Here is a 19,737-nt window from a genome sequence, read left to right as displayed (position 1 = left end):
AGTATGAGGAAATCGTCAGTCATAGGGCGTCCGGTTCATGCCGCATAACTGCCGTTCAAGAACGGAAAGCTTGCTATAGAAGTTGGCAGGCCACACGACCATGAGAGAATTCTTGCTCTTGTACATGTTCGCATCCTCGTCGCCTCATGAAGATCCTCGAATACACCGGCCTCGACACCTCACGCGTCAAGGCCAGCTACGACAAGGTGTGCGCGGCCATCGCTCGCCACGACTTCCGTGCTGCCCAAGTCAAGAAGCTCGCCAATCTGAGCCACGGCAAGTTCTACCGGGCGAAGCTGGATGACGCCGACCGGCTGTTGTTCTCTCTGGTGCGCCACGGGGATGAAGTCTGCGCACTGATGCTGGAAGTGATCGCCAATCACGCTTACGACAAGTCACGTTTCTTGCGCGGCGCGGTGATTGACGAGAGCAAAATTTCAGACATCAGCGCCGATGACGCCATTAAGGAGGCGCAAGCTCTACGCTACCTTCATCCCGAGCGTACCGGCATTCACCTGCTCGACAAACCGATCTCGTTTGATGATACGCAAGAGACTATTTACCGACAGCCACCTCCCTTAATTGTCGTCGGCAGCGCTGGCAGCGGCAAGACCGCACTGACGCTTGAAAAGCTCAAGCATGCCGAAGGTGAGGTCCTCTACGTCACTCACTCCACGTTCCTCGCGCAGAGCGCCCGCGACCTTTATTACGCCAACGGTTTCGAGCATGGCGGCCAGGATGCTGTATTTCTGTCCTACCGCGAGTTTGTCGAGTCGATCCGCGTTCCGGCAGGACGCGAAGCTACCTGGCGTGACTTTTCGGGCTGGTACTCCCGCATACGGCAGAACTTCAAGGATGTAGAAGCCCATCAGGCTTTCGAGGAGATTCGCGGCGTGATTGCTGCCGGGGCGAGCGGCGTCCTGTGGCGCGACGAGTATCAAGCACTGGGGGTGCGTCAATCGATCTTTTCCGTAGAACGGCGCGACCAACTCTACAATCTGTTTGAGAAGTACCGCGCCTGGCTCGCCGAGGCAAAGCTCTACGACCTGAATCTTGTCGCCCAGGACTGGCAAGCGCTGGCCGCGCCGCGCTACGACTTTGTGGTTATTGACGAGGTGCAAGACATCACCACCGTGCAACTCGCGCTCGTGCTGAAAACCCTGAAGAAGCCTGGCTATTTCATGCTCTGCGGGGATTCCAACCAGATAGTCCATCCCAATTTCTTTTCCTGGAGCCAAGTCAAGAGCCTGTTCTGGAAAGACCCGAAAGTGGCCGAGCGGCAGGAATTGCGCGTGCTAACGGCCAACTTTCGCAACGGCCTGGAGGCCACACGCGTCGCCAATCAGTTGCTCAAGGTCAAGCAGCGGCGTTTCGGCTCCATCGACCGCGAGAGCAACTTCTTGGTCCAGGCCGTCGGCGGCGAGACCGGCCAGGTTACGCTGATGCCCGACAAGGACGCCACCAAGCGCGAACTGGACCAGAAGATTCGCCAATCCACCCAGTTCGCCGTCCTGGTGATGCGCGATGAGGACAAGGCCGACGCCCGCAAGCACTTTGCCACGCCGCTATTGTTCTCGATCCACGAAGCCAAGGGTCTCGAATACGAGAACATTGTGCTCTACCGTTTCATCTCGGATCACCGCGGCGAGTTCAACGACATCGCCGAGGGCATCGTCAAGACCGATCTGGCGGTCGAGACACTGGATTACAAACGCGCCAAAGACAAGAGTGACAAGTCGCTCGAAGTCTATAAGTTCTTCGTCAATGCGCTGTATGTAGCGCTGACGCGCGCCATCAAGAACATCTACATGATCGAGTCGGACACAGGGCATGATCTGTTCGGGCTGCTGGATCTGATCGAGGGCCAGACCAAGATCGAGGCCAAACAATCCACGCTCGAAGACTGGCAGAAGGAAGCACGAAAACTCGAACTGCAGGGCAAGCAGGAGCAGGCGGAGGCCATCCGCCGCACCATATTGAAGCAGGTCCCGGTGCCATGGCCGGTGTTCGATGAGGCCAAGGTCAGGGAGCTGTTGATCAAGGTCTTCCGCGAGCAGTCTCCGGGTAACAAGAGCAAGCAGCAACTCTTTGACTATGCCACCTGCTTCGATGAACCGCAGCTCGCCGAGTGGCTGGCCGTTGAGGCGAAGTTCGAGCAGGCACGAACCTTTGATCAGCAGCGTGCGGTGTTCGCCCGCAAGAGCTACGTCCCTTTCTTCGCCAATCACTTCAAGGATATCCTCAGGCAGTGCGACCAGCATGGCGTCGATCATCGCCTGCCAATGAACCAGACGCCACTGATGGCCGCAGCTGCTGCAGGAAATGTGGCGCTGGTGGAAGCCCTGCTGGAGCGCGGTGCCGACCGCGATGCCGTCGATCACTATGGTCACAATGCACTGCACTGGGCTTTGCGTCAGGCATTTGGCGATGCAAAGTTCGCTGCTGGCCCGCTGGCGGCAATCTATGAATGCTTGGCTCCGCCCTGCATTGATGTCAGAGCGGGTGATCGCTTGGTCCGCATCGACCGGCATCTGTCTGAATACTTTCTGTTCCAGACCCTGTGGGTATTGTTCAAAGCCCGATTCAGCAAGATACGACGCAATGCGGACAGCGCGTTCCAGACCCAAATCATCCTCGATGCCTGGCAACACTTACCCGCTAACCTAGTGCGGCCAGAGCGCAACAAGCGCCAGCATCTTTCTGGCGTGCTGGCGAGGAACGAAATCGACAGAGACTATGCCTACAACCGATCCCTGTTTCTGCGCGTATCCACCGGGCGGTACCAGTTCAATCCCAAACTTGCTGTGCGCCGCCGCCAGGGCGAAGAAGAAAACTGGTTCCCGATCTACACGGCACTCAACCTCCCGTTGATTAGCGAGTTTGCCTACAACGACGGCTGGATCAGCACCTGGGACAATATTGACAAGCTTGTGATCCTTGCCGGACTACCTGAACGAACTACACCCATTGCGGCTGAGCGCTCCGCCGAGCGGCAAGCGGCCAAAATGAGGGAGTTGGACGAACGCAGAGCCAACCAACTTGCGGCCAAAGCACGTATTCATGCCGCCGCCGAAGCCACCCAGAACAGAGCGCCACCATGGGGAACAAAGGAAGCCAAACGGCTTGAAATCGAACGTGTGAGACAAGAAATCGAAAGACGGAAGAAGGATTGACGTGCCGATCCTCGTTGGCCGTATAAAGCGCTTTGCATAACGCCGATTAATCGCCGGTGGACTCGAAGAGTCGACGGCCGCTGTGGCTTGGAAGCGGTCACAGTGGCGGCGCTGTTCGGGGCGGCGGCAGTCGGTCGATCAGAGCCGGCCGTAGTCGGGCTCAGTTCGGCCACTAAGAGAATTTCACCAGACGCGGTCGAATGACCGAAGTTCGGCGCACAGCCGACGTTGAGTTAACTTTCGTCGCATAGAGAAACCCTGTTGGTTTGCGGAATCCTGACCTCTGTGTTTTGATTCGGGCGCCGAGGGGCAATTCCGTCATCTATACGGCCGTTCGCTGCAAAAAAGGTTCGCTCATGCGAGGAGAAATTCACTCATCCCCTGGGTAAGCTATGTACCCTTTCGGCATGGGGACAATCGCACTCAAAACACCAGCATGCAGCCAAGTTGGCTGAGGATGATGCTCGTTTGTAGACGCTCGTTCGATTAGGAGTCCCGTCGTTGATCGACGAGTAAATCGTCTTAGGCTCAAACTGTGCGGCACACCATGGACGAAGCTCAGTCATTCGGCCCGGACGCGTCCTCCATGTCAACGTCTGGAAGTGACGTTGCCCCCCGCGATGCATGAGTGTTAAGCAATCGATATAGCGTTACGCGGGAAATTCCCAGATCCTTCGCTGCATCGCCTAGGCGTCCTCGATGACGCAGCAATGCCAGTTCAATAGCTTGGCGTTCTGCGGCTTCGCGCGCCCGTGCCAGCGACATTGGCGCGCCCTCGACATGCTCCCCGAGTTCGAGATCGACCGCGTGGATCTGTCGTCCCTCGGACATGACAATCGCGCGGCGCACGCGGTTGATCAGCTCGCGCACGTTGCCGGGCCATCCATAGACTTGGATTGCAGCGATCGCATCGGGCGCAAATCCGCGTACTCGACGACTGGCGTCCATCTTGAAACGCTCGAGTATGTGGTTCGCAAGCAACTCGATATCTCTGCCACGCGCGCGCAGCGGAGGTTCTTTGATCTGCAGCACGCACAGGCGGTGGAACAGATCGGTCCGAAAACGACCATCGCTCACGGCCGTCCGCATCGCCACGTGTGTCGCGGAAATGATGCGCACGTCTACGGGAGTGGGGGCATGGCCACCGAGCCGTTCAACCGTGCGCTCTTGCAGGAAGCGCAACAAGCTCGCTTGGCTTTCGGGCGGCAAGTCTCCGATCTCATCGAGGAAAAGAGTGCCACCGTTTGCAGCCTCCGCCCGTCCGATCTTGCGCTGGTTAGCACCTGTGAACGCACCGCGTTCATAGCCAAACAATTCCGATTGAAGAAAGTGAGTAGGAATAGCGCCGCAGTTGATCGCGATGAACGGCCGATCACACCGCACCGAACGGGCGTGAATGGCGAGCGCGGTCAATTCTTTGCCTGTTCCCGACTCGCCAGAGATGAACACGGGCGCGTCCGTCATTGCAACCTTCCGGATAGAACTGAACAGCGCAAGCATTGCGTCACATGATCCGACCATGTGACCCTCTGAGTGACTGTCGGGCTGATCCTTCCAAGCGCGCTCGACCAACGAGGCCATGCCGTAGGCGTGGTCGATGGCATCAATGATTCGATCGTTCGATGCCGGCAACGTGACGTAGGCGAAGAAATAATCGCGAATCAGCTGGAGCACGCCTGCGTCTTCAATGTTGGTCGGATGGCATATCGCCACCCATCCGATTTGCGAATGAGACAGCAACCCACGAAGAACCGGAAAATCCAGTGGACGCTGACATGTGGAGAAGTCAAATAACCCCGCCGACGCACTTTCGAACCGGCGTGTGATCCCAAAGTCGTCGTCCGGCCCGATCGTTTCAACTTGCCATGCTCGATCCTCAATGAGCGCTCGTAAAGACGCAACCACTTTGTCGCCAACATAGTAGAGCGTCCTCGCATCCTCGGTCATCGTTCTCTCTCATGGATCACGCTTTATTCCGAGGGGATGCCGCTGGAGAACGGGTCGAATCGGAAAATGTTCAGCATCGTGCTCGCAACTGTGTGCTTCAGACGATCGGCCTGATGGTGGCACGGTAGCGAAACTTTGCAGATACGAAATGTCGGAAATCCGTCTATCCGACCCGCGCTGCAAGGTACACACACACAAAAGGCCAATTCCGGCGTTGGATGTAACGTCGCGTACAGTGCTCGCGGTGTGTATCAGAGGGAGCGATTTTTTCTCGAGCCAGGCGATGACCCATCGTAAAGAGGAAGACTTATCGTAAATACACAGCCTTTTCCGGGCATATCGCGTGCGGTGAGACTCCCTCCATTCATTTCGACGTTTTTCCTGGCAATAGCGAGGCCAAGGCCAAGTCCGCTTCTGTCATGAGTGCTCTGCGTAAAAGGCAAGAATATGTCTTCCGTATCTCCCCTTGGAAGGCCGCCACAGTGATCAACGACATCAATCAAGATGCGGTCCGCCGCTGTCTGTACATTCAATAGGACTGCGGTGTGTGTTCTGGTGAATTTGAAAGCGTTTTGCACCAGACTTCCGAGAGCGGCATATAGTAGGTCTCGATTGCCCTTGGCATTGAGATTTGGACTAACAGCTGTAACAAGTAGGGAGCAACCGCGTACCTGAGCAGCTAGCTCCGCAGCGAATTTAATCTCTTCGATGAGCTCGGCGACGGAAAACACTTCCTCGTATTGGGAGTCTCCGGCCGCTGAGCGTGTCTCGGCTAGCGCCCGATCGATCAAATCGCGTAACTCAAATAAGCCATGTTCGAGCACCGAACCGGTTGCCCCCTTAAGACTTAGATTGCTTGCCTTCGCGGCCGCAAAGGCAAGCATTGCAGTTCCGAGACGACTTCGTAAATCCTCGGCCAGGTACTCTATCTTTTCGGTCATCTCGAGCGCGGTGTTATGCGCCGACGTGAAATCACGCTGCGTGCTGTACTCCACGACAGCGCTAGCTATCGCATTGTCCAGGCAGCGGTTGAGCGTTCTGAATTCATCGATCTCAAAGCGTGCCTCGCACTCGTACGCAAGGTCCGCGATCGCCTGACACAAATCGCCATAACTGTGTACGACTTGGTCGATAGAAAATCCGAGAATCAGAAGTTCGCGCCCGTAATCCGCGGCTGTTCGGTCCGCGTCGTCCGGAATCAATTCGCTCACCGACAAGCCGTGATTTCCGCCGCGGGATAAGGGATCGCTTGTCTGTTCGATTTTGAGCGTCTCAATCACTTGATCCAGGAATAATGGAACGCCGTTTTGCAGTTGTTCTTTGCTCATCGCACGGCCAGATCGCCGAGCGACTTTACTCCTACAGCGTTCAATCAAGGCCTTGCGATTATTCAACAAGAATTCGTGCATCATTGCGTCACCTTGCGCGTAGCGGTGTAACACTTTTTCAAAAACATTCATCGGTCCGGCGCACTCTGCGGCAACAAGGCAGCGCTACGCGGGGAATCTGGGATCTGCGCTTTAGGCTCTGATTTGCTGTAATTCCGGTTCGATGAGTCACGTGCTAGTGGGTGCGCAGCGAAACGGGGGCGATGGTCCTGGCGATAATGTTTATCCCGCGATCGCGTATTCCATGGGAAGAGAGCTTCAGCGAGCAGATCTTCCCTTTCAACGGGTTGCAGGTGCGTGAGCTCTTTCGTGTCCGCGAAAACCACCTGAATTCCATCGAATTTTTCCTTTTGATTGCCCAAAGGGCGAGGCAAGTGTGTTCGATCGCCAATACACCATGGTCTCTCGCCAATAGCAGTGCGCAGGGCGATGTGTGCGCTCCCGCTTATTTGTCTACGGCGCGTGACACGACAAAATCAGATGTGCTTCAGCCATCTTCGCTCACAGGGATCAACACGCTACGAATCAGCTTTGTTGAGGCATTCCCTCGCGTCCGCTCTTTGATCCGGAATGTCTCTGAATTTGCGAAGGTAACAATTCCGAGCGTATTTGTTGCGCTTACGGCATCAACAATGCTGCAGATCATGGCTCGAACCAGTTCGCTGCACATCGCCATTACGATTTTGTCGAAGAAAAAACGGTCATGTGCACTCCGTCATTCTCTGTACTGTTTTTGCGCATCAATGGCTGCCACGGCCGCCGCAAATCGGTTATCCATTAGCAGGGCAGCTTTTGGGGAAGGTAATTCGCCTTAACGGACAGCGCTGATCAGTAAAATCGTCCGCTCTATCTTTTTTCAGAAAAACAGGGTCGCATTCTCAAACACGGCAAATCGGCACGATCGTTCCAACAAAGCTGGAAAGCAAACTGCACAATGGCGAAGCGCGAGAAATTTAATTGGTTAGACTATTATCTCCGTTCTAAAAGACTACCGAATTCCGACGCATGTTTCGATATTGTTTGGTCCAGAACAGGGAGTAGAGTACCTTAATTTAAGGAGGGCGAACAAAAATTTGACGCTGTGAAGAGCTTCGTGCGATTGGGGTGAAACTCTGTTTTGAGATTTCGAGACGTCTCACAACTAGGGCACACGATCCGATGGATAGAAAGCTCAGCGTTGCTTGCTGCTCGGACAACAATCCGATACAACCTAATGAAGGAAAATGTGCTCTTATCGAGGAGGGGTACATTTTGTAATTTTTAGTTGTGAATAAGGCAACGTATTTGTTTTATCTACTTGCATCAAACTACGGCCGGTAAAGACGATGACCGGTGCAAGCGTCGAAGCGTATATAACTGCCATGTGCCTCAATCGCTCCGCATCTCATTATCAGGCGAAACTGCCGTTCAATTTCCTCTTTTCGGTTCGGCAGCCCGTTCGCATCCCGTTTCGGGTTCTTTACCATGGAGTAGACTGAGGGCCTGCCGTTAAAGGCATTAAGAGCGCCTCTCGGCGCTCTTAATCACCGAGTCGGCTTTGGAGGCCTCGAATAATGAACGTTCACGTTGCTCATTCGCTGCCAGCCCGACGCGTGATCGATCTAGCGCCTTGGTCGATTGTCAGTTCGCGCAAGCGCGTGGAGTCATGTTGACTGCGCCTCCGAAGCATTTTTCCAGGTCCAATTCAGCAGTTGGCGATACTGCCAGCGTGTCCAGCGCCTTCGAGCACACCCTACTGCGTGCGCTTGCCGAGAACGTACCGCACCGCATCTATGCGAAGGATATTCAAGGCCGGTTCATCTTCGCCAACGGCGCGGTGGCCCGGGGCATGGGCGTGTCCGACCCCACAGAGCTGCTTGGGAAGACCGATTACGACTTTTATCCACTCGAGTTAGCGAGCGAATACAACCGACAGGAACAGGAAGTCTTACGATGCGGGCGCTCGCTCCTGAATCAGGAAGAGCACGCCAGATATCTGCTGCTCGAAGAAGAAGCCTGGCTGGTCACGACCAAGGTGGCGGTGCGCGATGACGCCGGCCGCATCGTCGGGCTAGTGGGCATCAACTACGAGATCACCACGCAGAAGGCAGCGGAACTGGCGCTGCAGGCCGCTCACGCGCAGGCGGCGGAGGGGGCGTTTCAGCTGCAGGCCACCGTCGCACGACTGGATCTCGAAGTGAAAGAGCGGCAACGCTTCGAGCAGGAGCTGCGGCATCAGTTGATGCACGATACTCTCACCGGTTTGCCAAACCGGGCTCTGTTGATGGACCGCATTGAACAAGCGATCGAGCTGGCCCGGCGTCGCGATGAGTCATTCACATTGCTGTTCCTCGATCTCGATCGGTTCAAGCTCGTCAACGACAGCCTGGGCCACGCGGCCGGCGATGAATTGCTGCGTGTTGTGACACGACGCGTCGGCCGCTTGGTGCGCACATGCGACACGTTCGGCCGCCTTGGTGGCGACGAATTTGTCCTGTTGCTGCCCAATCCCATGCCCGCAGACGTGCTGACAAACTTGATCAACCATATCTCCCGAGTGGTAGCCAAGCCGGTGCTCGTCGCCGACCGCGAAGTGAACGTCACATGCAGTTTGGGCTACTGTCTCTATCCGCAGGACGGCGGGGATGCAATTACTTTGGTCAAGCGTGCCGACGCCGCGATGTATGGTGCGAAAGAAGACGGCGGAAACCGGGTGCGGCGCTACACGCCTGATTTGAGCTCGCGCGCCAACGAGCGACTGGAGGTCGAGACCGAGTTAAAGCGCGCACTCCAGCGCGGCGAGTTCCTGCTGCACTACCAGCCGCAGATCGAGATCGCCAGCGGGCGCATCGTCGGCGTAGAGGCGCTGGTGCGCTGGCAGCATCCGGTGCGCGGATTGGTGCCTCCGACGCAATTCATCCCGCTCGCCGAAGATTCGGGGCTGATCGAGCCGATTGGCGAATGGGTGTTACGCACTGCTTGCGCCCAGGCTGCAGCGTGGCGGCGCAGCGGAATGCCGGCCGTGCGCATGGGTATTAATGTTTCAGCGCGGCAGTTCTACAACCCAGCGCTGGAATCAGTGGTTGCGCAGGTGCTCGCGGAGCACAGCCTTCCCCCCGAACAGGTGGAGCTAGAGATCACCGAAAGCTTGTCGATGAAGGACGCGGAAGAGAGCGTTCGCATCTTGGCCAGCTTCAAGGCACTTGGCATCGGCATCGCGATCGACGACTTTGGCACCGGGTATTCCAACCTTGCTTACCTGCGTCGATTCCCCGTGCGTCGCATCAAACTGGATCGTTCGTTCGTCAGCGAGCTCGGTTCGCAATCGAGCGCCCACACTATCGTCGAGGCAATCGTCGCGATGGCTCACAAACTCGATCTGCAGGTTATTGCAGAAGGAGTCGAGACCGCCGAGCAGCGTGACCAATTGCTGCGCTACGGCTGCGACGAGCTGCAAGGCTTCTGGTTCTCGCCGCCACTCGATGCGGCTGCGTGCGGGGCACTTCTCCAAAAACAATGTGGATTTTGTGATGGTCTATACATGGATGCCCCCGTTTGTTAAGTTCCCAATCGGTGACGGTTCGAAGGTGTCATATTCAGTCGTAAATCCGAACTCGGTGTCAGGCGCATTCCACGTGGTGTCTAGAGGAATCTGCAGAAGGGAGGTTCCCACGTTCCGCTTCTGAACATGATCAGGGCAGTGCTTATGTAGAGCTAAGCTGGGACTGACGTCGCGTTGTTCAGGGCCGCGTTGACGATCCGACGGCCTATACGACGTAGATCCCGCTTGGCGGAGGATGATAGTAGTCGCGTCACTGTTCAACCATCGCATGTCGCGGCAGGCTTATAGTAAAAACGCAACCCGTGTCGGGAATGTCGCGAACGCTGAGAACGCCGTCGCTTGCCTCTACACTCCGGCGAGCAATCGAAAGTCCCAACCCGAGACCCGTTCTATCAACCCCGTTTTGCCTGAATGGCTCGAACATGCTTTCCACATCCGCAGTGGACAAACCGCCGCAATGGTCTTTCACCTCTATCAGGATTCGGTCAGCAACTGCGTACGCGTCAAGGGTGACCTCGGTGTCGGGATGGGTAAACTTGAACGCGTTGTGCAGCAGGTTTCCCAGCGTCGAGAACAGAAGATCCCGATTCGCGCGTACGGCAAGTCTCGCGTCAACGTCTGAAACCGTGAGCGCACAGCCGCGAGCCTTAGCTCCGAGGCTCGCAGCCTGTTTTATCTCGTCAATTAGGTCGGCCAGCGAGAACATCTGCGGCGGTGTTGCACTGCCGGCTGTCAGGCGCACGTCGGCTAATGAATCGTCTATCAGATCACGCATGCCGTCCAAACTGCGCTCCAACACTGATGCTGTCGCACCTGACAGATTTAGATTCCCGGCCTTCGCAGCGCCAAAAGCGAGCGTTGCGGTTTGGAGGAAGTTGCGTAATTCGTGAGCGAAAAATCCTATTCGTTCATTCATCTGCGTGGCGTACTTGTCCGCCGCTACTGAGTCGCGTTGATAGCTAAACTCAGTCACTGCGTCCGCGATTGCATTGTCCAGGCAGCGGTTGAGTGTTCGAAATTCGTCTATTTGGAAGGGTGCATCACGTTCATACGCAAGATCGGTAATTGCCTGACAAAGGTCCCCATAGTCGTGGACCACCTGGTCAACGGAGAATCCGAGCTCTAAGAGCATTCGTCCGTGTTGTGAGGCCGAGTTTCCGATTGCCGAAAATGAGGATTCCCCGCCGGCGGGTCCCGAAATCTTACGACTATCCATGGGCTGAGCCGTCTGTTCAAGGCGAAGCGTCTGGACAAGTTGATCAAGAAAAAGTGGGACACCGTTCTGCAGTTGCTGTGCGGTTGCGCCTCTGGCGGGCCTGTGCGCAACTTTTATCCGACATCGCTCGATAAGATCATCGCGATTATTTGAAAGGAATTCATGCATCATGGCGCATTACCTCCTTTTGTCGACTCCAAGCGGCGGACCACCCTGGGGTCTTGGCGAGCGGTTCGCCTGAGCGATACGGGCTTAGCTCAACGCGACGCGTTATTCACTGTATACCCTTTCTGAGAAGCTCCCGAATGTCGGTGCGTTCGGGTCCATGCCAATCGATGAACCTACCGTTCAAGGCGACTTTGCAGGCCTCGTCTGGTTAATTCGACTACTGCTCGCGATTGATCTCTATATTGACCGCTCGAATCGTAGCCAACACCGCTCATGCCGTCGAAGGGCCGTCCGCGGACGCAGAGCGGTCATCCAACGCTAGGTCGCGGATGTCCGCAGAGGGTCGTGTGCTGCCGATCGCGCCCTCGCGCGAGGTTCTGGCTACGTACGCCGTTAGCATGAGGCAGTCGCCAGCCACGAAGGGGCAGTTGACGCCACAGGCTAGATGCCCGACTCTTGCAAAACCAATCTGTCGCTAGTCAGAGAGACCTAAAGGAGCGAAACGTGGTTGCGATCTTCAAGGATGCGCTTCACGATCAACTCGGAACATGGCCGCTTGGCTACATTCCATACGGCGGCGCTGATTACGGAGAAATCGAGGCTATCGCGCAGGCCGTCGGCGGCGGGGACGACACGGCCTTTCATGATGCGTGGAGCGCAGCCGCGGACCGGATGATGGAGGATGGGCAACGCGCCGAAGCCGCGGGACATTGGGCGAGCGCGCGCGAGAGTTTCCTGAGGGCCGCGTGCTTTTACGGTAAGTCGTTCCATCCGTTGTTCGGACAGCCGGTCGATCCGCGTGTAATTGCTGGTTCGCAAAAACAGATTGCCGCGTTCGAGCGCGGGCTGGCGTTGAGCGAAGTGACCATTGCGCCGCAACATATTCGGTTCGAAGGAGTCTCGCTACTCACCTACGTGATACCCGCGCAAGGCCGCGCCGACGAAATTCGGCCACTGCTGATCTTCAACAATGGCTACGACGGCACCATCACCGATCTGTACTTTGCCTCCGCCATCGCGGCATCTCGACGGGGCTATCACGCGTTGATCTTCGATGGTCCCGGCCAGGGCACCACCTTGATTAAACAGGGCATGCCGCTTAGACCGGACTGGGAAACGGTGATCAAGGCCGTCGTGGATTTTGCTCACACGTTGCCGAACGTCGACCCAAGAAGGATTGCGTTGTGCGGTTGGAGTCTGGGCGGTTATCTGGCGCCACGTGCCGCGTCCGGCGAGCATCGTCTTGCGGCCTGTGTCGCGGACCCCGCGCTGGGGTCGGTGGCGGACGGATTCCGGGCATACGCGATGAAGCTCGGTGCAAGTCGTGAGGAGGCGGCGCACCTCAGTGAAATGCCTACGGCGCTGATGGAACGTCTGGAGCAGGTCGTGGCGAACGATCGGAAGCTGCGCTGGAGCGTCGCGAAGCGCGGCTTCTGGGTGAATGGCGTCGCAACGCTGCGCGATTACCTCGCTTCGGTCGAACGCTACACGATGGATGGGCGTATCGAAGACATTCACTGCCCGACGCTGTTCACGCTGGCTGAGGACGATACCCTCGCTTCAGGAACACAGGATTTCTTCGACGCATTACGTTGTCCCAAGACCTTGGTTCGCTTCACCAGCGACGAGGGTGCCGGCGAGCACTGCGAGATGCGCAACCGCTCACTGGTGAACCGACGTGTGTTGGATTGGCTGGATGAGATTTTTGGTTGAGGGCTATTACCGTCCTGTAGTGCGAAGCCAAACCTCGGGCAATTCGCGGCCAGGAAGTGACCGTCAACCGCCTCATTGTTCAGGGACCTCGACGGCGGTTGCGGTTTGGTTAACGGTCACTCGCGATGCGGGAAAACGAGCCTGACGAAGGCACGCTTCGTGCCCTAGGGTTCTTACATTAGAAGCGCTTCTTTCTCGCAAGCTGACGCTCCAGAGAGGCTTGTATCAATGCTCGAACGGCGGTGTTCTCATGGCACGCTTTCTTTTCAGTTTGCTGTTGGCTTTGACGTTGGGACAGCGCTTGCTGCCGTCGGCGGCCGTCGCGCAGGGAACATTGGTCATCAAGTCGTTGGCCGAGAAAAAGGTCACGGAGTTACCACCTGGACAACTTTTCTGTCGAATAGAAAGCTTTCCGACACGTGAGCAGGCACAATCCGCTGCAGGCGCCTGGGCACTCGTAGCCGAGTCGGCGGGCAAAGCCTTGCTTTTCACGCTCGGCCCGGTGGGCGGATTGTCAGCGGGCGGCACGAAGGTTGCCGAGGTTGGGCCCATCCCCCGGTTTGATGCGCCGCAGTACCTACTCAGGATCAATGCGGCTAGTGGTGCTCCTGGCAGCACGACTCCTGTGCACAGTCATCCTGGCTTGGAGACTTTCTTCGTACTTACCGGAGCACAAAGCGTTCATACCCCAGACGGGGTGATGGTCGTCAAAGCGGGCTATGCCGAGCCCGGCCACGCCCCTGGTATTCCGATGCAAGTCTTGTCCACCGGCTCGACGGATCTGCACGCCCTAGTGATGTTCGTGCTCGATGCCACCAAACCGTTTTCATCTCCCGCAAAATTACCGTGAGCGGTGGCGTTCGCGTTAACGCGCAACGACCAACACCGGCGGTCCCCTCACAGGGGCAAACCATGAACGCAAAACTTAAGCGCATCAGCCTAAGCACTTTTCTGGCCGGCTCATTGTCTATGTTCGCAGCGATAGTTCAAGCGGCCGACATCAAGGTCATTAGCGATAGCCCCCTCGAGCCTGCGTTGACCAAGGTGGTCGATCTTTATCGCCAGCAGACACATAACCAGGTCAGCTTGGTGTTCGATCCATCGCCCGTTGTGAAGAAAAGGATTGAAGACGGCGAAGCGGCCGACGTCGTTATCGTTCAGCCGGACTTTGCTGAGGACCTTACGAAATCAGGCAAGGCGAGTGTCGGCGACAGACCGATAATCGCTCACGTTGGCGTCGGTCTCGGCAACCGCAAGGACAGTCCGGCGTACGACATTTCCACTGTTGAAAAATTCAAGAACACTCTGCTCGGCGCGGACCTCCTTGTCTTTAACAGTGTTAAATCGGGACAGGCATTTGAAAGCACTCTTGAACGGCTGGGAATTGCAGAAATGCTCAAGCCGAAAATTGTACGCACGACGCCCAATGGGATTTTTGAACCTGTGCTAAAAGGCAACGGCAACGATATAGTGGCCGGGACGATACCGCTCATCGCGACGACACCCGGCATAAAGTTCCTTGGCCCGCTTCCCGGCGATCTTCAGAGCACTCTTACGTACACCGCTGTGCTCATCGCGAACACCTCACAACGCGATACAGCTGAAGGGTTCATCAAGTTCCTGGTGTCACCAGATGCGAGGGCGACTTTCGCCGAAAATGGCGCGAAGTGAATTAAGAGGCCGCCAATAAATCAGAGAGGGGTTAGCTCTGAAAGCCAATACGATTTCGAATGAGGGGGCACGTGCCGACGCTCTTCGAAGGAAGCGATACTGTCCAGCCGCGAAAATGACTCTCCGATAAAGTTTTTTGCGTTTTTTTTCTGAAGGGTATTTATCACCTTGGTGCAGATTTACACGGGCACACAGGATCTCCGTTTGCCGTAGCAAACCAACTACTAACGGCACGGCTATAGCGACGTATGACCCTCGCTTTCCGCGAGACGGGGATTCATAAAAAGCCTTTTAAATTCAATCAACTAGGACTTGGTCAACCCTGCTTGTTCGTATTATCGGGATTGCAGTTGAAGCGTACAATAGGGCATTTTTTCCCATCGCGCCTCGTTGCAGGCCTAGAGTTTCCATGACCCAACCACCGCCCGCAGCCCCGCCGGATAAGGACGCACCCGTGATCCTGTGACAGCCCGCATCGTCCTGCGCCCGGACGACGCCATCTCGACCTTCCGGGCCGGGCAGGGAACGGGCCTGCAGGCTCTGGATTCGGCCAGTCGTCTGATCGGCGAGCTGACTGACGATGCGAGTACCAGTGCGGCCGCGCTGCGGGGCGACCGGCCACGCGTGCCGCGCCGACCGGAACGGGTCGAACTGGATAGCGTCAACCAGAACGTCCGGTTTACCGACAACCATCTTGGCCGGTCGGCGCGCTGATTGTCGCTGCTAGATTGGCATGGTTGTCGCTCCTTCTTGATCGTTGTTGGTTGATTGACGCCGCCGCTCTTTCTGTCTGTCGTTGGCGTTGCGTCGCCGATAGCTTTCGACATTCAGTTCGAAGATCGTTGAGTGGTGAACGAGGCGGTCTATGGCGGCGACGGTCATGCCGGGATCGGGGAAGACGTCATTCCAGCCCGAGAATGGTTGATTGGCTGTGATCAAAAGACTTTTTCTTTCATACCTCTCGGCGATCAACTCGAACAGCACGCTGGTTTCGGCCTGGTCCTTTCTCACGTACGACAGATCATCCAAGATGATCAGATCGAAACGATCGAGTTTGGCAAGTGCCGACGGTAATTGCAGGCTCTTTCGCGCCACCTGAAGCTTCTGCACCAATTCGCTGGTGCGGGTGCACAGGACCCGATAGCCCGCGTCGATCAGGGCGTGACCAATCGCTGATCCCAAGTGACTTTTTCCTCCACCGGGTGGCCCAAACAGGAGGATCGTGGCACCTTTCTCGAGCCACGCATCGCCTGTGGCCAGCGCCATGACATGTGCCTTCGATACCATGGGCACGACGCTGAAGTCGAACGTGGCGAGGGTCAAGTTCTGCCTCTACGCCGTAGTTGCCGGCAAGCTCCAGCAGGCCCACGATGACCTTGCACGCGTTGCGCGGGCTCAGTGCTTGATCCAGGCGCTCCCAAGTCCGGCGGTACGCCTCGCGTGGAAACAGATCGTCACGAAACACGAGGCCCCTGAAGGCTTGGGGTTTGCGTTTGAGCGACTCAATAAAGTGTCGATAATCAATTCCACGCCCGCGACCTGTGCTCGTACGCCTGACTCGCGCCGTGTGTGCACGAGCGCTCCCGACAGATAGCAGTCAAGCCGATCGCTGTAGAGTCGTACTTTCAAGCGATGTCCGATTAGGCGTGAGGGCGCGCTGTAGATGCTGCCATCCACCGTAAATGTGCCAGAGCGTGTCACGCGTCCTTCGTCCTCAATGAAGTCGGTCGTACGATGCTCAGGCAGCTCCTTTAGGTATCCGCGCTCCACTTGGAACGCGGCAGCATTACGTCGATTGCGGCGCATCACCACGCTGCGCACAAACTCCTCGTAGGCCGCCCGATCAGCGAAATCGCGATGACCGCGCAGCTCCAGTGCCTGATCGACCGCGTCCTTCAAGTAGCGATGCGATGATTCCACGCTGCCGTTCTCGTGACCTAAGCCACGGTTGTTGCGCGTGCCTTCCATGCCATAGTGCCCAAGCAACGCCGCGTAGCGAACCGTAAAGTCGTCCTTCTCCTGAAGGTTCTTAAAAGCTGCTGACAGACTGTCGGAGCGGTGCTCGCTGGGGCAGCCGCCCGCCTGCCATAAAGCGTTCTGCAATCCTGCTGCCAGTGCCTGGAAACTCTCTCCGCCGTCAACGACGCTGGCGTATTCCCAGCGCGAGAACGCCAGCACAAAGTGATAGAGCAAATGTCCGAACGCAACACCGGCGATCGTTACACCCAGTTTCTCCATGTGCGTGAAGTCCGACAGCCCGCGCACGCCGGGCTGGTAGGTTTGAGGGAAGAACACCTCCTTGCCGGGTCCTTCGAGCGCGCGCCATTGGCTGATATGCCGTTCAAGGGTGCGACGCATGCTGTCGGGGAAGCGCTCCGGGTGGTCCTCCTGCAGTTTGCGCAGCAACGTGATCGCCTTCAGCTTGGGGACACCGCGCAGCAACGGTACGACTTCACTCTCCCATACATCGGCGAATGGATCGGGGCGCGATCTCCAATAGCGCCGAGGCGTCTGCGATGGAAGCTTGCCGTTGTGTTCGATGCGCCGAGCGGTGCGCTCGCTCATGCCTGACTTTGCAGCTGCGGTTTCTTGCGTGTGACTTTTACGATTAGTCATGTAGAGGCGGACCTGTCGATCGGTGATGCGGGTTCCAGACATGGGCTGACTGCTTCTTTAGCTTCTAGTCGCCCATCCTATTCTGCCGCCGACCAGGCGCCTTCCGGCAGCTCGTCGTCTACGGCGGCTACGCCGCCTTCGACTCCGAACTACCGGACAAGATGATTGTCGCTACGCCGGACTTGCTGATTGTCGCCGTCCATCGAACTGACGATCCTCACGGCGCTCGCCGACACCTACGGCGACGAGATTCCGACCAACACGTCGCTCGGCTATGCGCTGCGCCTGGTCGCACGGCACGGGGGCGTGGCGTTGGTTCAGCGTGTCTTGTGGGGCGAGTCCGCGTCCGATGTGCAACTGGCCACGATGCTCGGTGCGGCTCGCGCGCCATTCACCCAGTTCGCCGGAGCGCCTCAAGGCAACTATGGGCACTCGCGTCCACCGGGTGTAAATCGCGAAGAAACGATGCCAGAGCATCGTGGTGGCGAAGACGCGCATGGCCATCCGCCGCCACAATAAGCCGATATCAAGGCAACACGCTACCCAGATTCGGGCTTCGCAAAAGCGTCAAGCGTTGCGAGCACCAAATCTGAGGAGATGAGGGCCGTTATCTGTCATCCTCAACAGTGAAACCCAGGGCGGCAGCCGACGTCAGCCTACAGTCAGTCACCGTGTAGTCATCGCGCAACCGTAATACCGCAGCGGTATTGCGCAATGCCTTCGGCTGCTCAGCGAGCGCTCGCGAGACGACCGAGACCCGTTCGACCAAGGCTACGTTTTGTTGCAAAATTTGGGTCACTTGGGATACGGTCTTATTCACCTGCCCAATGCCCATGCTTACGAGGCGACGCCTTTAGAAGGGTATTCCCGCACGCGGCCATATGCTTGAAATGCACTCCTAGTTCAATGTCCCTAACTTCAGCCAACTTGGCTTAACCAAGGCGATGGTCACATGTTCAATCATTCGTTCCTGTCCTTTCGATCTATCCTGTGGTTTTCAGCTTACAACCGAAAACAAAACATCGCCTGCGCGGTGATCCTGTCGCTATGTGGCTGTGGAGGCAGTGGAAACACGGCCGCGCCGGCCGCCACTGCGAAGTCGATTTCATCGTTCACCGTGAGCTCCGACGAACAAAATGTCATCCCCCCGGGTTCACCCTTCGGGGCGGACAACCCGGATGAACATTTGTCGTTTCGGCGACAGGCGGACGGAAGCTTTCGTCTTTGGGTCGCTGGTGGCGGTAGTGCCGGGACCTACGGATTGGCGAGCCCGGATTTGCTGTCTTTTACGTCGCTCGCGGCTTCCGGTGGCGTTCCGACAGGCGTCTTGCTACCTTCCGGACCTCGAACCACCGCGTTCGATGCCGACTACGTCGGTGCTGGCAGTGTGTTCCCATCTGTCAACGGGATCGATCTATTGATGATCTATCACGCCGAAAATCACCTCTTCAATGGTGTTCTCTTTTCGGGGAATCCGTTCTATGCCGCTATAGGACTCGCGCGGTCTAGCGACGGAGGCGTGACGTGGACGCGGGAGGGGGAGATTATCGGGGCCCACGATCCCCAATTGCCGATGCAGGCCAGTGGCGGCGCAGGCGCGCTCACGCCGTCCGCCATCGAGTCGGGAGGGTACATCTATGTTGTCTTTCGCGAAATCGATCCGCAGAGCGGGGTGACAGGCTTAGCGATCGCCCGAGCACCGATCGCCAGCGACGGCGTACCGGGAAGTTGGCAAAAGTACAGCGGCGGCACTTTTAGCACTCCAGGCTTGGGCGGCACATTTACGCCGTTGAACATTGTTCTCGATCCCAAAGTCCCGGGCGATATGCGACAACCCCAGGTCTCGTTCAATACTTATCTCAATCAGTTCCTAATGGTCAGTATCGGCAATGGCGGAATTTACGCCCAGACATCGCCCGATCTGATTAGCTGGACACCGGGCGTCGTCATTGTGCAAGCTCCTGTTCCAGATTCAACCGTGAGCTTCTCGACGAAGCCGCCATCGCCGTTCAACTGGTATCCGACTATTGCCAGCACTGATCAGCCGTCCGATCAGACTTCGGACCAGACGGGTTACGTTTACTACGCAAAGGGGACCGGCGTCGGCTCTCAACACCTTATGTACCGCCGCGCGTTCAACATCGTCGCACAATGAATGTGATGGCAAAAAGGCAGCGACCATCAGGCTTTTAGCAAGCAGCAGTGCAATGCAACGATCCCCACGCGTGAATGTGCGGCGACGCTTAGGCTGACATCTTCTCGCAGCACCGGAGCTGACGATGGGTCGATCGTTGTGTCGCGCAA

12 protein-coding genes and 2 pseudogenes are annotated in these 19,737 nt (G+C 57.0%); 9 read left to right on the top strand and 5 right to left on the bottom strand.

From position 1 onward, the window contains the following. Window positions 1–146 precede the first annotated feature (146 nt). Entirely contained in the window at window positions 147–3,173 is a 3,027-nt protein-coding gene (locus tag ACMX25_RS00965) for an ankyrin repeat domain-containing protein (RefSeq protein WP_414947703.1), read from the top strand. Window positions 3,174–3,731: 558 nt separating this feature from the next. On the opposite strand, the gene ACMX25_RS00960 is transcribed toward ACMX25_RS00965, so the two are convergent. Continuing rightward, window positions 3,732–5,120 (bottom strand): sigma-54 dependent transcriptional regulator, encoded by a 1,389-nt coding sequence (locus tag ACMX25_RS00960; RefSeq protein WP_414947702.1) that lies wholly within the window; start codon window positions 5,118–5,120, stop codon window positions 3,732–3,734. 251 nt (window positions 5,121–5,371) lie between these two features. Then, a complete protein-coding gene (locus tag ACMX25_RS00955) occupies window positions 5,372–6,580 on the bottom strand; it encodes a sensor histidine kinase (protein ID WP_414947701.1) in 1,209 nt (402 codons plus the stop codon). 110 nt (window positions 6,581–6,690) lie between these two features. Here ACMX25_RS00955 and ACMX25_RS00950 point away from each other — a divergent pair, with 110 nt between their 5' ends. Continuing rightward, window positions 6,691–7,323, top strand: coding sequence for a hypothetical protein (locus ACMX25_RS00950; protein WP_414947700.1), 633 nt, complete (start codon window positions 6,691–6,693; stop codon window positions 7,321–7,323). An 893-nt stretch (window positions 7,324–8,216) separates the two neighbouring features. Next, window positions 8,217–10,049 (top strand): sensor domain-containing protein, encoded by a 1,833-nt coding sequence (locus ACMX25_RS00945; RefSeq protein ID WP_414947699.1) that lies wholly within the window; start codon window positions 8,217–8,219, stop codon window positions 10,047–10,049. A gap of 250 nt (window positions 10,050–10,299) precedes the next feature. Here ACMX25_RS00945 and ACMX25_RS00940 read toward each other — a convergent pair whose 3' ends face one another. After that, complete coding sequence (locus tag ACMX25_RS00940; protein WP_414947698.1) at window positions 10,300–11,436, bottom strand: sensor histidine kinase; 1,137 nt, start codon at window positions 11,434–11,436, stop codon at window positions 10,300–10,302. Between the two features lie 501 nt (window positions 11,437–11,937). Between ACMX25_RS00940 and ACMX25_RS00935 the strand changes: the two genes are divergently transcribed. The 4 genes from ACMX25_RS00935 to ACMX25_RS00920 all read left to right on the top strand — a co-directional run bounded on the left by ACMX25_RS00935 (window position 11,938) and on the right by ACMX25_RS00920 (window position 15,531). Next, window positions 11,938–13,146, top strand: coding sequence for an alpha/beta hydrolase family protein (locus ACMX25_RS00935; protein WP_414947697.1), 1,209 nt, complete (start codon window positions 11,938–11,940; stop codon window positions 13,144–13,146). Window positions 13,147–13,396: 250 nt separating this feature from the next. Then, window positions 13,397–13,996 carry a cupin domain-containing protein gene (locus ACMX25_RS00930; protein ID WP_414947696.1) on the top strand — a complete coding sequence of 200 codons (600 nt, stop codon included), beginning with the start codon at window positions 13,397–13,399 and terminating at the stop codon, window positions 13,994–13,996. Window positions 13,997–14,058: 62 nt separating this feature from the next. After that, window positions 14,059–14,817 (top strand): molybdate ABC transporter substrate-binding protein, encoded by a 759-nt coding sequence (locus ACMX25_RS00925; protein ID WP_414947695.1) that lies wholly within the window; start codon window positions 14,059–14,061, stop codon window positions 14,815–14,817. Window positions 14,818–15,279: 462 nt separating this feature from the next. Next, entirely contained in the window at window positions 15,280–15,531 is a 252-nt protein-coding gene (locus tag ACMX25_RS00920; protein ID WP_414947694.1) for a hypothetical protein, read from the top strand. Window positions 15,532–15,540: 9 nt separating this feature from the next. Here the strand turns inward: ACMX25_RS00920 and istB are convergent. Both istB and istA read right to left on the bottom strand, forming a co-directional pair. Beyond that, window positions 15,541–16,137 (bottom strand): annotated as a pseudogene (gene istB, locus ACMX25_RS00915) (IS21-like element helper ATPase IstB); the annotation flags it as partial. Then, window positions 16,130–17,475: pseudogene (istA, locus tag ACMX25_RS00910) on the bottom strand (IS21 family transposase); the annotation flags it as partial. The pseudogenes istA and istB, both read right to left, overlap by 8 nt. A gap of 147 nt (window positions 17,476–17,622) precedes the next feature. On the opposite strand from istA, the gene ACMX25_RS00905 reads away from it, so the two are divergent. Both ACMX25_RS00905 and ACMX25_RS00900 read left to right on the top strand, forming a co-directional pair. Next, entirely contained in the window at window positions 17,623–17,952 is a 330-nt protein-coding gene (locus ACMX25_RS00905; RefSeq protein WP_414947693.1) for a hypothetical protein, read from the top strand. A gap of 433 nt (window positions 17,953–18,385) precedes the next feature. Next, the gene (locus ACMX25_RS00900) at window positions 18,386–19,588 is read left to right on the top strand and encodes a hypothetical protein (protein ID WP_414947692.1); all 1,203 of its coding nucleotides are present in this window, start codon (window positions 18,386–18,388) and stop codon (window positions 19,586–19,588) included. Window positions 19,589–19,737: the final 149 nt, after the last annotated feature.

Source organism: Caballeronia eucalypticola (assembly GCF_047608185.1).
GTDB lineage: Bacteria > Pseudomonadota > Gammaproteobacteria > Burkholderiales > Burkholderiaceae > Caballeronia.
The sequence above is the reverse complement of the archived record's forward strand: the minus strand, read 5'-3'. Positions and strand labels throughout refer to the sequence as shown.

What these genes read in the sequence shown, in the direction of transcription:
- ACMX25_RS00930 (WP_414947696.1), top strand. Translation starts at nt 13,397, where the DNA reads ATGGCACGCTTTCTTTTCAGTTTGCTGTTGGCTTTGACGTTGGGACAG.
- ACMX25_RS00900 (WP_414947692.1), top strand. Translation starts at nt 18,386, where the DNA reads ATGTTCAATCATTCGTTCCTGTCCTTTCGATCTATCCTGTGGTTTTCA.
- ACMX25_RS00925 (WP_414947695.1), top strand. Translation starts at nt 14,059, where the DNA reads ATGAACGCAAAACTTAAGCGCATCAGCCTAAGCACTTTTCTGGCCGGC.
- ACMX25_RS00940 (WP_414947698.1), bottom strand. Translation starts at nt 11,436, where the DNA reads ATGATGCATGAATTCCTTTCAAATAATCGCGATGATCTTATCGAGCGA.
- ACMX25_RS00955 (WP_414947701.1), bottom strand. Translation starts at nt 6,580, where the DNA reads ATGAATGTTTTTGAAAAAGTGTTACACCGCTACGCGCAAGGTGACGCA.
- ACMX25_RS00965 (WP_414947703.1), top strand. Translation starts at nt 147, where the DNA reads ATGAAGATCCTCGAATACACCGGCCTCGACACCTCACGCGTCAAGGCC.
- ACMX25_RS00960 (WP_414947702.1), bottom strand. Translation starts at nt 5,120, where the DNA reads ATGACCGAGGATGCGAGGACGCTCTACTATGTTGGCGACAAAGTGGTT.